Origin of the sequence: Pseudomonas sp. PD9R (genome assembly GCF_019200975.1) — a bacterium.
Taxonomy (GTDB): Bacteria; Pseudomonadota; Gammaproteobacteria; order Pseudomonadales; family Pseudomonadaceae; genus Aquipseudomonas.
Genome location: NZ_JAHTMR010000001.1, coordinates 910903 through 924683, shown reverse-complemented (window position 1 = coordinate 924683; position 13781 = coordinate 910903). Strand labels below are relative to the sequence as shown.

Sequence of the window (13781 nt, the reverse complement as noted above, 5' to 3'; positions counted from 1 at the left end):
GCCGACGTAGACACACAACTTCCAGGGCAACACGCCAATAGCACCATAGTCGTTATTGGCACATAACCCTCAAGGCAACTTTTAAATGGCAGAATCCCCTTTAATTGATCGTTTCGGAGACCACCATGCTTCGCGCATTTGAACAAAGGCTCGACCCCTTCCCGCCAGACGAGGTACCGCCGCCGCCCGAAGGTCTGGCTCGGTTCCTTTGGGCGTGCACACGGGGTGCCCGCGGCTATATTCTTGCATTCGCGCTGCTCAGTGCCGGTGTGTCGGTCTACGAAGCGTGGCTGTTTGCTTTCCTCGGCCAGGTTGTGGATCTGCTCTCGACCTGGCAGGCAGGCGGTGATGCGGCTGTGCAGGAAAGTCGCGTGTTATGGGGCATGGGCATCGTAATGGTGACCAGCGTCGGGCTAGTGGCATTACGTACCATGGTGCAGCACCAGATATTGGCGATCAATCTGCCGTTGCGGCTGCGCTGGGATTTCCACCGCCTGATGCTGCGGCAAAGCCTTTCGTTCTTTTCCGATGAGTTTTCCGGCCGCGTCACTACCAAGGTGATGCAGACTGCGCTGGCCGTGCGTGACGTGCTATTCACCCTTATCGAGATCGCCCCCGGCATCGGGGTGTACTTCATCGCGATCATCGCACTGGCCGGCGGCTTTGCCCTGAAACTGATGCTGCCTTTCATTGCCTGGATCGTGTTATTCGGCCTGGCCATGCTCTACTTCGTGCCCCGCTTGGGGAAAGTCGGACAGGAACAGGCCCATGCGCGCTCCTCGATGACCGGACGTATCTCAGACGCCTACACCAACATCACGACAGTGAAGCTGTTCTCTCACTCCAACCGTGAAGCGCACTTCGCGCGCGCGGCCATGGAGGATTTCAAGCAGACCGGTTTTCGCCAGATGCGCCTGGTCAGCCAATTCGAGATCGTCAACCAGGCGCTGGTGGTGGCATTGATCATGGCTGCAGGCGGTTATGCGCTTTGGCTGTGGCACCTGGGTCAGGTCGGCACAGGTGCCGTGGCGGCGATCACCGCCATGGCGTTGCGTATCAACGGCATGTCGCACTGGATCATGTGGCAAATGACCTCGCTCTTCGAGAGCATCGGCACCGTTCAGGATGGCATGGCAACCCTTACCCGCGGCCCAAAGGTGCAGGATGCACCGAACGCGGGCGTGCTGGTACCTTCCGCCGGGGCGGTCACCTTCGACAATGTGAGCTTCAACTACAATGGCGAACGCCAGGTGCTCAATGGCCTGAGCCTGAACATTCGACCCGGCGAAAAAATCGGCCTGGTAGGCCGCTCCGGCGCAGGAAAATCCACGCTCATCAACTTGCTGCTGCGCTTCTATGATGTCGACAGCGGGCAGATCCGCATTGACGGGCAAGACATTGCGCACGTGACGCAAGACAGCCTGCGCAGCGCCATCGGCATGGTCACCCAGGATACGTCCCTGCTGCACCGCTCCATTCGCGACAACATCGCCTATGGCCGACCCGATGCAAGCGACGCACAAATCCGCAATGCCGCCGCCAATGCCCAGGCTGATGAGTTCATCAGCCAACTGAGCGACCGGCAAGGTCACAGCGGCTACGACACCCTGGTGGGCGAGCGCGGCATCAAGCTTTCGGGTGGTCAGCGCCAGCGCATCGCAATTGCCCGAGTGATGCTCAAGAACGCCCCCATCCTGCTACTTGACGAAGCCACCAGCGCGCTGGACTCGGAAGTCGAAGTGGCGATTCAGGAAAGCCTCGATGAAATGATGGAGGGCAAAACCGTCATCGCCATCGCCCATCGGCTGTCCACGATTGCGGCGATGGATCGACTGATTGTCATGGATGATGGACGGATCGTCGAACAGGGCACCCACACCGAATTGCTCGCCAGAAACGGCATCTATGCGCGGCTTTGGCACCATCAGAGTGGCGGGTTCCTGGGTGAGGATCGAGGGGTGGCAGAGGCGTTGGATCAGGCATGAGCGTGAACGGCCCAGGGACGAATTGCATGGGTGAACTGGGTCGATTGCAGCAGGACGTGGAAGGTAGGGTATGCAAGCGGTTGCTGGACAGAATGCTGGTGAGTTTTACGAGCAGGCAAGGACCGGCTTGTCATTTGGTAAAGATACAGTGTGCTTAATCGTCCCGAGAGGGCGGCTAGAACACCTAATGTCACGGTAGGAGCTTATGGAAATCGACCTTACCCGTCCGCCAAAACTTTATCGATACTCGGAACGAAAGTGGTTAGAGCGATCACTCGAGCTTGGAGAGTTTCGTCTTCGGCCGGCATCCGACTATAAGCAGCACGAGGTGGATTCAGCGAGACACGATGATGAGCTGGTTCGTATTAGCAAATCCCCCGCAGGCTCTGTGTACGTCACTCTTGAAAGCACTGGGCAATCTATCAAACCAATCGGTGAGGTCGTCTATAGGTCAGAAGTTGGAACAAACTACTTGACCGTATGTTTCTCAAAGCGTTGGGATGAACATCTATTTGACGAATTTCCTAATACTGACGCCTGTTTAGTCATTCATGACGTAGTAGAGTTTTGTAATCGGTTTCACTCAGCCGCTGAAGTATGTCTTCCTGAGTGGGCCGGTTTTGATGCTGCCGTTTCATATGGGAGACAAAGCAAATTTGGTGCAGTTTTCTCAAAGCCATTCCAATTCACTTTGCAGCACGAGTGGCGTTTTGCGTGGCGTCCGTAGTCACCGATTGAGCACCTAGATTCAGTCACAATCGAAATCGGGAGCATTATTGACATTGCGGAGATCGTCGACAGGCCAGGCAATGTAGCCTCACGTTTCTAAGAAATGGCATCCCATTCGTCCCTGAGCCGACCAGATTCTTCAGTCAATCAATGGTGACCTGAAGTTCCTGCAGAAGATAACCAAGTGAATCCGGCGATGCGCAGTAATTTTTCCCCGAGCGTTGTTCATCCCAGGGCATAGCGTCATCCGTGCAAAAATCGCCAATTCACTCCATGTTCAATTCGGTATCGAGAAGTCCAAGCGGAATCCAGATGTAAGGCGTCTCGCGAAGTACGTTAGGTACGGTTGAACCACATTGGGAGCAAAAGTCATTTCTGTACCCGCTGGGTTTGCGCCAACTGGTGATCGCATCTTGTCCTTCGTCCCATTGAAAGTCGCGAGTGTTGACCAGCGTGGCGAGATTATGGCCGACCCCGGTTTGCTTGCGGCACAGGGTGCAATGGCAACGATAAAAAAATCGTGGCTCAACCCTCAGGGAAAAGCGTACAGCCCCGCAAAGGCATTGCCCTGATCCCACGGGTATCTCTTTTGAAGAAGTCATTAATATTTACCGGTTCTAGTGTAAGAGTCGCCATCATAGTAGTAGCCTCGATTTTTTCGGTCGAACACCTTCGGTCGTTGATCACAAGATGGACTTATCGCAAGCCGTTTCTTACAAGGAGTTTTACTGGTGTCCGAGCAACGCATCCGCCCTCTCGCACTTTGCATTTTTCATCATCGTGGAAAGATCCTGGTTAATCGGTTCTACGATGACGAAAAGCAACTCAGCCTCTACCGCCCCATTGGGGGCGGCATCGAGTTTGGGGAAAGAAGTGCGGATGCCGTTGTCCGGGAGGTGCAGGACGAACTGGGGGCCTGAAGGTCTCCACGACCTGCTCAGGACGCTCTCGCTGCTGGAATAAGTCGTGTGCACCATTTCTCCAGTGGAAGCCTGTCAGATAAAACCAGCCGTGAAACGCCCGCGCAGGTACTCGACGAAAACGCTGACGGCTCTGGGCACATGGGCCGAATAAGGGCGCACCAGATAAATGTCCTCCGGGAAGGCGCCGACTATTTTCCACGTCGGCAGGACCTGCACCAAAGCTCCGCTCTTGAGTCCGGCTTGAGCGCTGAAGTCGGGCAAAAGCGCGATACCCAGATCAGTCAAGGCCGCATCACGCAACGCTTCACTGTTGTTGGTTGCGAAGGTGCCTTTGATGGGAACAGTCAGCCGCTTTTCTGCCCCTTGCGAGGGGCCGGGGCCTTCAAACGCCCAGGCAGGCGTATCGTTGCCTCGCGGGTAGTACAGGCAGTTGTGTTCGATCAGATCCTCTGGGCTTTGAGGTTCACCGAATTTTTCCAGATAGCTGCGGGTCGCAACCAGCACTGAGTGCGTCGCGCACAAACGCCAGGCAACGTGGGTATCCGGGATCTGATTGCTGTGCCGAACCGCCAGATCAAACCCCTCCGAAGCGATGGAAGAAATGTGATCGGAAACGTCCAGCTGCACTTTGACTTCGGGATATTCCTTGAAGAAGCCAGCCAGTTCCGGAATCAATTGCTGACGGGCAAACGCGACCGGAGCCGTCAGCCTTATCAGCCCCCGTGCCGCACCGGCAGAGTCGCGAACATCGGAAAAGCTGCAGGCAATTTGCTCATAGGCACTGCGCACGTCACGTACCAGGGCGTTCCCGGCATCGGTCAAGCGCACACTGCGCGTTGTGCGCAATACGAGACTCAGCCCCGTGGCTTTTTCCAGTTCGGCAATTCGCTGGCTCACCGCTGACTTGCTCACGCCCAGCCTGATCGCCGCCGCGGTATAGGTGCCCTGCTCTGCAAGGATCGCCAACCAGTGCAGGTGGGTCCAGAGCCTTTCGACTTCCACTTTCAGCATGATTTGATTGTTCTCCCAGGCAAACAATTAATTCGAATTTTGCACCTCGTCATGAACAAATCAAGCGCTTAGTGTGGGCACCAGGACCTGCGAAGCAGGCATTCCATCCAGAACCGAGATTACCCACATGCCTCTGATGAAATTCGATGTTGTAGAAGGTCGTGATGACGCGCAGCTCAAAGCATTACTGGATGCTGCGCATCGTGCGATGGTTGCAGCTTTTGAAGTGCCCGAACGCGATCGCTATCAGATCGTCAATGAACACCGCGCCAGCCGTATGATCGTCGAAGATACCGGGCTGGATATCCCGAGAACGAACGACGTGATCATTGTCAGCGTCACCAGCAGGCCGCGCAGTGAAGCCTCGAAGATCAAATTCTACGAACTGCTCACCCATGAGCTGCAGACCCATTGCAATATCCAGCCGAGCGACGTGATGGTTTCCATTGTGATCAACAACGATGCCGACTGGAGTTTCGGCAACGGACGGGCACAGTTTCTGACGGGCGAGCTCTAACCCTCACACAGGCGTTACAGGGGAGCAGATTCAATCATTGCTCCCCTGCCCTACCTCGAAAATCCCTTCATTAACGATGCCGAAAAACCGGCGCTCGCTTGGCCAGAAACGCCTGCATGCCTTCCTTCTGTCCATCAGTCGCAAATGCGGCCTGGAACAATCTGCGCTCGTGCAGCATGCCTTCGCTCAGGCTAACTTCCAGTGCGCGATTGACCGCTTCTTTGGCCATTCGGACGGCGGGCGCATTGTAGCCGGCGATGGTGTGTGCGGCTTCCAGCGCGGTTTGCAGCAGATCAGCCGAAGGCACGACTCGCGCAACCAGCCCGGCAGCTTTGGCTTCGGTGGCATTGATGGTGCGACCGGTGAGGATCATGTCCATCGCCAGCGCCTTGCCAACCGATCGGGTCAGGCGCTGCGAGCCGCCGATTCCGGGCAGGATACCCAGCTTGATTTCCGGCTGGCCGAACTGCGCGTCTTCCGAGGCAATAATAAAGTCGCACATCATCGCCAGTTCGCAACCGCCACCCAGTGCATAGCCGCTGACGGCCGCGATGATCGGTTTGCTGACCGTGTGCACTTGCGACCAGGCAGCAAAGACGTCGTGTTGCTGCAGTTCGACGAAGGTCTTCTCGGCCATTTCTTCAATGTCCGCACCGGCGGCAAATGCCCGGGGGCTGCCGGCGATGACGATGGCGCCGATGTTGTCGTCGGCATCGAAGCTGTGCAGCGCCGCGACCACTTCGCGGGACATGGCCACGCTCAGTGCATTGAGGCTCTTGGGTCTGTGCAACGTGATCAGCCCGACGCGTTCGCGTCGTTCGACCAGGATCGATTCGTAGCGAGGCAACGATGCGCCTGGGCTCTGTGTCTCGTTGCTGGACTTGATGTTGGTGGTCGTGGCTTTTTTGTCTGGAGTAACTGGAGCGGTTGCGGCTGTCATGGAGGATTCTCCTGGGGAAGTAAGTAGGCTGGAAAAGTCAGGCGATGGTCTGGATAGCGTCGTGCAGCAGCGATTCGTCGAAGGCACCCGTGGCCGGTGCATAGTCTCCGGTGGGTGACATCAGCTGCGAGAGGATGCGTTCGCGATGCTCATCCAGGCCTGGGGCACGCACCGGCGTGGTGACATCGATGTCGGCGTAGGCATTGAGCTTGATCGGGTTGCCGGCAGTGCGGAAAGCGCGCCCACCCTCGCCCTGCACCTGGATGATCATGTTGCGTGCCGCCAGTTGCGGATGCTCGAACAGTTTGTCGATGGTGTTGATCGGCGAGCACGGCACACCGGCTTCGTTGAGCCGGTCGATCCAGTGCGCTATCGGGGCGGTCAACGTGATCGCCTGGATCGCCTGGATCAACGCCGGGCGATTGCGGCAACGCTGGGCATTGCTGAGGAACTGCGGCTCCAGCGCCATTTGCGGGCTGCCCAGCGCGTCGGCCATCAGCATGAACAACTGGTCATTACCTGCCGCGATGATGAAGCGTCCGTCTTGTGCGTCATACGCTTCAAACGGCGAGAGCGAGGGATGGGCGTCGCCGGTGCGTGTTGGCACCTTCCCTTCTACGTCGTACGTCGCCAACGCGGTTTCCATGAGTGCCGCCTGGCAGTCCAGCATCGCGATATCCACCCGCGAGCCCTGCGCGTCCCGAGTTCGCTTGTACAGCGACGAGAGGATGCCGATCACTGCAAACAGCCCGGCACTGAGATCACCAAAACTGGTGCCGACGCGCGCCGGCGGTGCATCGGGCCAGCCGGTCAGGCTCATGATGCCGCCCATGGCCTGGACCACCATGTCGTAGCCCGGCAGATCACTCATGGGGCCGGTCTGGCCGAACCCTGAAATGGAGGCATAAACCAGGTGCGGATGAGTCTGCGCAAGCCGCTCGGCACCGTAGCCCAGGCGGTCCATCACGCCCGGCCGGAAGTTTTCTACGAGGACGTCGGCCTCGGCGAGCATACGTTCGACCAGCTCACGGTCTCGCGGGCTTTTGAGGTCCAGCGCAATGCTTTCCTTGCCTCGGTTGAAACAGGTGAAGTACGCGGAATCATCCTCGACGAAAGGGCCAAAGGCACGTGTATCGTCGCCGGTGGCCAGTCGTTCAACCTTAATCACGCGGGCGCCGAGGTCGGCAAGCACCATCGTGCAATACGGACCTGACAAAACACGCGAAAAATCCAGGACAGTGATGCCGTCCAAAGGCCCCTTCTTGGCAGGCTGGCCTTGCGAGAAATCCATGGTTTTATTTCCTCTTTAGATGGATTAGTGACCGGCGATGATCCAGCGTGCGGCTTTCTCCGCGATCATCAGCGTCGGGCTGTTGGTGTTGCCGCCGGTGATGGTCGGCATGATGCTCGCATCGACAACCCGCAAACCCTGGATGCCGTGTACACGCAAATGGCTGTCGACGACGGCCATGGGATCAGAGGCCTTGCCCATTTTCGCCGTGCCCACCGGATGGAAAATCGTCGAGCCAATGTCGCCTGCCAGGCGCGCCAGTTGCTCGTCGGTCTGGTACTGAATGCCCGGTTTGTATTCCTCGGGGACAAAGTGCGCCATCGCCGGCTGTGACGCGATGCGACGGGTCACGCGCAACGAATCAGCGGCCACGCGACGGTCTTCGTCAGTGCTCAAGTACTCGGGTGCAATGATCGGCGCATCACGGAAATCCGCGCTGCGAATCGATACCGTGCCGCGACTGGTCGGGTGGATGTTGCAGACGCTGGCGGTGATGGCGGGGAACGTGTGTAGCGGTTGGCCAAACGCTTCCAGGCTCAAGGGTTGTACGTGGTACTGGAGATTGGGTTGGGTATAAGACTCATCACTGCTGGTGAAGATGCCCAGTTGCGAGGGCGCCATGCTCATCGGCCCACTGCGTTTGAGCGCGTATTCAAGGGCGATGGCGGCCTTGCCCAGGAGCGTGGTCGCCTGGGTGTTCAAGGTCGGCGCACCATGCACCTTGTACACCGAGCGGATCTGCAAATGGTCCTGCAGGTTTGCACCCACGCCGGGCAAATGCCGCACCACCGGAATCTGGTGGTCATTGAGCAAAGCGGCGTCGCCAATACCTGAGAGCTGCAGCAATTGAGGACTGCCGATAGCACCGGCGCTGAGGATCACTTCACGGCTGACCCGGACTTTGCGCTGTTGGCTTTCGTGAATCAGTTCGACCCCACAACAGACTTGATGCCCGTCCTCACGCTGTTCAAACCGCAGGCGCGAGACTTGCGCGCCAGTCCAGACACTGAGGTTCGGGCGTTGCTTGAGGATCGGCCGCAGAAACGCCTTGGAAGCGTTCCAGCGCCAACCGCTGCGCTGATTGACATCAAAGTAACCGACACCGCGGTTGTCACCGCCATTGAAGTCATCGGTTGCTGCAATACCGGCCTGCTCTGCCGCTTTGGCGAAAGCATCAAGAATGTCCCAGCGCAGGCGTTGTTTTTCAACGCGCCATTCGCCGCCGTTGCTGTGCAAGGTTCTGAAGCGTGCGGCCTGGCTGCTTTCGCCCTCGGTTATCGCAGCATCAAGGCGATAGTGGTCCTCGTGGGCACGGAAGTCTTTCAGGCAGGTATCCCAATTCCACTCGTCATCGCCGGTGACGCTGGCCCAGTGATCGTAATCCTGAGACTGACCGCGCATGTAGATCATGCCGTTGATGCTTGAACTTCCGCCCAGTGTCTTGCCCCGTGGATAGAGCAATTCACGGCCGTTGAGACCGGCCGATGGTGCCGTTCGGAAACGCCAGTCGGTACGCGGGTTATCGATGCAATACAGGTAACCCACGGGGATGTGAATCCACGGATAGTTGTCCGGGCCGCCAGCTTCGAGCAGCAATACCCGATGCTTTGGATAGGCGCTGAGCCGGTTGGCCAGCAAGCAGCCGGCCGTGCCGGCGCCGATGATGATGTAGTCGAAAGTTGGCTCACTCATTGGGACGCCTCACTTCTAACGAACGATTCAAAGGCTTCCATATTAATTAGACCGATCGTATATAAAGGGTGAAAAAAAAGAGCCTAAGACCTCAGGCTCATCAAAAACAGGTCTGCAAATAACCGCAACGGCTCGCCGTTGCGTTCAAGCTTGGCGCGCAGAACAGCGCCTTCCCAGCCGATCCAGAAAAACGCCGCCAAACGCGCGCTATCGACATTCGTGGAGACTTCGCCGGCGGCCTTGGCCTCGTCCAGGCAGCGCTCGAACCTGGCCTGCCAGTCCAGCAGGACATCGGTCAGTTGTGCGCGAAAGGATTCCGGCAGCGCGCCCATTTCCTGTCCCAGGTTGCCGACAAGGCAACCCCGGCGGAAATCGAAGCGCTGCATGCCACGCTCTGCTTCTTCGCAAAAGGCTTCGATGCGCTGGAGCGGTGTCAGGCTCTCGTCGAGCAGGAACCGATCCAGCTTGCGCACGAAGTAACGGGCGTAAAGCGTGATCAGCTCACTGCCGTACGCTTCCTTGCTCGCGAAGAAGTGGTAGAAGGAGCCTTTGGGCACGCCGACTGACTTGAGTATTTCGTCAATGCCGGTGGCCGAAAACCCCTTCTCCGTCAAGGCGGCGACACCCGCACGACACAGGGTTTCACGGGTCTCTCGGAAGTCGCCAGCGGCTTTCGCCGGGCGACCACGCTTGCGAGGGATAGCAATAATGTTGATCATGGGCCGAGTATTAGACTGATCGTCTTGGTAAATCAACCGATTTCTCACGCAAGCATCCCCGTCACACAAACAGCGACTTTATTTCGCCGTCGGCATCGCAAACTCGGCACCTTTGCCAATGCTTTCGGGCCAGCGCTGCATGATGGATTTTTGCTTGGTATAGAACCGCACACCTTCTTCTCCGTAAGCATGCATGTCACCAAACAGGCTCTTCTTCCAGCCACCAAAGCCCTGCCAGGCCATGGGTACCGGGATCGGTACGTTGATGCCGACCATGCCGACCTGAATGCGACGGCTGAATTCACGTGCCACGTTGCCATCGCGGGTGAAGCAGGCCACGCCGTTGCCGAATTCGTGATCGTTGACCAATTTCACGGCGGTGGCGAAATCCGCCACGCGCATGCAGGCAAGCACCGGGCCGAAGATTTCTTCCTTGTAGATGCGCATGTCTGGAGTGACGTGGTCAAACAGTGTGCCGCCCATCCAGAAGCCTTCCTCGCAACCTTCGCCGGCGTCCGCGCCATTGAAGTTGCGGCCGTCGACCAGCAATTTCGCACCTTCATTGATGCCTTGCTCGATGTAGCCGGTAATACGGGCATGGGCAGCCGGAGTGACGATCGGGCCCATTTCAGCGGCCAGGTTGCTGCCGTTGAGGACCTTCAGGGCTTTGGTACGCTCCAGCAGTTTTGGCATGACTTTGTCAGCCACGTCGCCGACCAGCACTGCAACCGAGATCGCCATGCAGCGTTCGCCCGCCGAGCCATAGCCCGCGCCGATCAGTGCGTCGACCACTTGATCGACATCAGCGTCAGGCATGACCACCATATGATTTTTCGCGCCGCCCAGGGCTTGAACGCGCTTGCCGTGGCGAGCGCCGGTTTCGTAGATGTAATTGGCGATTGGCGTGGAGCCGACGAAGGACACCGCCTTCACATCCGGGTGGACCAGCAGCGCATCAACGGCCTCTTTGTCGCCCTGCACCACGTTGAATACGCCGTCAGGCAAACCGGCCTTTTTCAGCAGATCAGCCATAAACAGACTGGCGCTAGGATCGGTCGGACTTGGCTTGAGAATGAAGGTATTGCCCGCCGCGATCGCCACCGGGAACATCCACATCGGTACCATCACCGGAAAGTTGAACGGCGTGATGCCGGCGACGACACCCAGTGGTTGACGCAGCGTCCAGTTGTCCATGTTGGTGGACACCTGATCGGAGAAGTCGCCCTTGAGCAATTGCGGAATGCCACAAGAGAACTCGACGATGTCGATACCACGGGCCACTTCGCCCTGGGCATCGGTGAAGACCTTGCCATGCTCGGCAGTGATCAGGTGCGCCAGTTCGTCTTTGTTTTGGTTCAACAGTTCCAGAAATTTGAACAATACCCGCGCCCGGCGAATCGGCGGCGTGTTCGACCAGGCGGGAAAGGCCGCTTCGGCGGAGGCGACTGCCGCGTCTACGTCTTGCGAGTTGCCCAGGCGCACATGCTTACTGACGGCGCCGGTGGCGGGATTGTAGATAGGTTGAGTGCGGACACCGCTGCCGGCGACGTGTGCGCCGTGGATGTACTGGGCAATTTCTTGGTTGTCGCTAACATGAGTCATGACGGGGCTCGCTGCGGTGGATGAACTAAAATTTCAACCCCAGAGTAGGCAGCGGTTATCGCCCTGACTACGGCAATAACCTGAATTGATTGTTCGCTGTAGCGAACAATCAATTAGTCGAATTCCTGCACATCAGCCCTTCAGATACCCTCGCAAGCCCGACCGTCGACGAAAGCCAAATCACTGGAAAGAAGCACAGAAGTAGCAGCGCAAAAACCTTCTGAACCTCCAATCAACCCGGCATGCTCGGCACCGCCAGCCCAACCTTCACCCGGTCCAGCGCCACGATGGTCTTGAACCAGGTGACGTTGGTGTTTTCGGCAAACAGTCGCCTCGCCAATGCCTGGTATTCCTGCATGCTGGCGACGGTCAACACCAGGACAAAATCCACTTCGCCAGTGACGTAGTAGCACTGCTGCACTTCGGGCACCGCGAAATGCGCCTTCATCGCCTCCAGTGCTTCGAGGCTGGTGCGCTCGGCCATGACTTCGACAATGATGGTGATCGGCCGCCCTATGGCGGTGGGATCAACGATGGCGACGTTACCGGTGATGACGCCGCCCTCCTCCATTCGCTTCAGGCGTCGCTGAACGGCGGCCGTGGAAAGATTGACCTGTTCGGCAATCAGGCGCAGCGCCATGGTGTTGTCACGCTGTACAAGGTCAAGGATGGCCAGGTCGAATTTATCCAGCGATTGGGAGACAGCGGTGTTTTTTATCATGGTAGGCCGGCGATAAATTTTCTCGAAAACTACCAGAAAACTGCGAACCTTTATCCAGTCATGCGAAATATTATCTTGCCCAGAGCCTGCATCCGCAGCTGCTCGGGAGCGCTTACAGGATACTTTTGGCATGGACGCACTGTTTCATCTTTCCCCGATTCTGCTGGTCACCGCCATGCTCGTCGTGCTGCGTCGCCCGCCTGTTCAAGCCGCCATCGCAGGCACTTTACTGGTCGTGATGCTGTGGCTCGCGGGTGCTGCCGATGCCTGGCACCTTGGCAGTATGGTGGCCGCCACTGAGGATACGGCGGTGCTGTTTGCGAGCACCGCTTTCGTGATCGTGCCGGGGCTGGCTTTCGTGATTTTGATCGAACGCCTGGGCGTCAACCTGGCGCTGAGCCAATGGGTGCGTTCGCTGGGGTTGGGCCGCGGCGATCAAGTCGTGTTCATCGTACTTGGACTGGCGCCATTGCTGGAGGCGATGACCGGCTTCGGCGTGTCACTGATCGCAACGGTGCCGCTGTTGCTGAGCCTCTTCGAGCGCAGGGTCGCGTTACGCATAGCGCTGGTCGGCATGGCAATCATGCCTTGGGGGACGCTCGGGCTGGCATCGGTCATTGGCGCCTCGCTGGCTCACCTGGACGCCTCTGCGCTGGCTTCGACCTCAGCACTGGCCAGCGCGCCGGTTTTTCTCGCCCTCAGTGCGATAGCGCTCTACCTGGCAGGTGTTCGAGAACCGCGCGCATGGGGTGCACTGGGCGCTTTCTGGCTGTTGTTCATGGCTGTGCTTTACGGTGCCAGTCGCTGGTTCGGGCCGGAAGTAGCCGGCGTTTGTGCAGGTATGGCGACAGCAGTGACGGTGCTGGCAGTGGGGCTATGGCGACTGCGCCGCAGTGATAGCGAGCACCGTGCGGTGCAATGGCCGCGTCAGGCATGGCCGTATCTGGTGCTGATTGTTTGCATTGTCGGTTTGAAGATGGTCTGGACGATCACCTCCTGGCAGGACCATTGGGTCGTGGCGGGCGCCCAGGTTAACTGGAAGCCATTGGCCTCGCCCGGGCTGGCGCTGCTTCTGGTGCTGGGGGGCATGTGGCTTCGCGCACGCGCCACACCGCGCCAGTCATCACTTGATATCAGCCTCCCCCAGGCGTTGGCGGCGCGAGCGAAACGGCCACTGCTGACCATTTTTTTCTTTCTGGCCATGTCGCAAATGATGGTAAAGGCAGGCTTTCTGGCTGGATTGATGCAGCTGCTGGCTGGTCTTCCGCCCACCGCCGCGACGCCACTGGTTGCCCTGTTCGGTGCGCTGTCAGGCTACATGACCGGCTCTAACGTTGGCGGCAACGCGATCTTCATGCCGGCCATTGCACTGCTGCCCGAACCGGCTCGCCTGTTGCTGGCAGCGGTCCAGAACAGCGCGGCAGGTCATGCGGCACTGGGCTCGATGTCGATCGTCATGCTGATCGTGGGATTGGCAAAAACCGACGCCGAGGAAGAAAGCGAGTTGATCCGGTTTGGCTTCGCACTGGTTTGTCTCAATACGGCGCTGGTCGCGATGGTCGCGGGTTTCCTGAGTTGATTCCTGTGATGGGTTAATAGCCGCCGCCCCCTCATCTCTCCTTTTCATCGCCTTCCGACCAGAAACCCATTT

The 13781-nt window shown here is 58.2% G+C and carries 11 protein-coding genes and 1 pseudogene; 4 read left to right on the top strand and 8 right to left on the bottom strand.

Annotated elements, in window-relative coordinates; translation table 11 throughout:
• Positions 1-125: 125 nt before the first annotated feature.
• The gene (locus KUF73_RS04220; RefSeq protein WP_218436772.1) at positions 126-1985 is read left to right on the top strand and encodes an ABC transporter ATP-binding protein; all 1860 of its coding nucleotides are present in this window, start codon (positions 126-128) and stop codon (positions 1983-1985) included.
• 995 nt (positions 1986-2980) lie between these two features.
• Here KUF73_RS04220 and KUF73_RS04215 read toward each other — a convergent pair.
• Positions 2981-3316, bottom strand: coding sequence for a GFA family protein (locus KUF73_RS04215; RefSeq protein WP_256345357.1), 336 nt, complete (start codon positions 3314-3316; stop codon positions 2981-2983).
• A gap of 129 nt (positions 3317-3445) precedes the next feature.
• Between KUF73_RS04215 and KUF73_RS04210 the strand changes: the two are divergent.
• Positions 3446-3628: pseudogene (locus KUF73_RS04210) on the top strand (NUDIX domain-containing protein); the annotation flags it as partial.
• A gap of 81 nt (positions 3629-3709) precedes the next feature.
• On the opposite strand, the gene KUF73_RS04205 reads toward KUF73_RS04210, so the two are convergent.
• A complete protein-coding gene (locus KUF73_RS04205; RefSeq protein ID WP_218436770.1) occupies positions 3710-4648 on the bottom strand; it encodes a LysR family transcriptional regulator in 939 nt (312 codons plus the stop codon).
• A gap of 127 nt (positions 4649-4775) precedes the next feature.
• Here KUF73_RS04205 and KUF73_RS04200 point away from each other — a divergent pair, with 127 nt between their 5' ends.
• Positions 4776-5165, top strand: coding sequence for a tautomerase family protein (locus KUF73_RS04200; protein WP_218436769.1), 390 nt, complete (start codon positions 4776-4778; stop codon positions 5163-5165).
• 70 nt (positions 5166-5235) lie between these two features.
• Here the strand turns inward: KUF73_RS04200 and KUF73_RS04195 are convergent, their stop codons facing one another.
• The 6 genes from KUF73_RS04195 to KUF73_RS04170 form a co-directional block, all read right to left on the bottom strand.
• The gene (locus KUF73_RS04195) at positions 5236-6105 is read right to left on the bottom strand and encodes an enoyl-CoA hydratase (RefSeq protein ID WP_218436768.1); all 870 of its coding nucleotides are present in this window, start codon (positions 6103-6105) and stop codon (positions 5236-5238) included.
• Between the two features lie 37 nt (positions 6106-6142).
• Positions 6143-7396: a CaiB/BaiF CoA-transferase family protein gene (locus tag KUF73_RS04190; RefSeq protein WP_218436767.1), complete on the bottom strand. Its 1254-nt coding sequence runs from the start codon at positions 7394-7396 to the stop codon at positions 6143-6145.
• Between the two features lie 24 nt (positions 7397-7420).
• Positions 7421-9088: a GMC family oxidoreductase gene (locus KUF73_RS04185; RefSeq protein WP_218436766.1), complete on the bottom strand. Its 1668-nt coding sequence runs from the start codon at positions 9086-9088 to the stop codon at positions 7421-7423.
• 83 nt (positions 9089-9171) lie between these two features.
• The gene (locus KUF73_RS04180; RefSeq protein WP_218436765.1) at positions 9172-9807 is read right to left on the bottom strand and encodes a TetR/AcrR family transcriptional regulator; all 636 of its coding nucleotides are present in this window, start codon (positions 9805-9807) and stop codon (positions 9172-9174) included.
• Positions 9808-9885: 78 nt separating this feature from the next.
• Positions 9886-11409: a CoA-acylating methylmalonate-semialdehyde dehydrogenase gene (locus KUF73_RS04175; RefSeq protein ID WP_218436764.1), complete on the bottom strand. Its 1524-nt coding sequence runs from the start codon at positions 11407-11409 to the stop codon at positions 9886-9888.
• A gap of 232 nt (positions 11410-11641) precedes the next feature.
• Entirely contained in the window at positions 11642-12130 is a 489-nt protein-coding gene (locus KUF73_RS04170; protein ID WP_218436763.1) for an Lrp/AsnC family transcriptional regulator, read from the bottom strand.
• A gap of 130 nt (positions 12131-12260) precedes the next feature.
• On the opposite strand from KUF73_RS04170, the gene KUF73_RS04165 reads away from it, so the two are divergent.
• Positions 12261-13709 (top strand): L-lactate permease, encoded by a 1449-nt coding sequence (locus KUF73_RS04165; RefSeq protein WP_218436762.1) that lies wholly within the window; start codon positions 12261-12263, stop codon positions 13707-13709.
• The last annotated feature ends 72 nt before the right edge of the window (positions 13710-13781 follow it).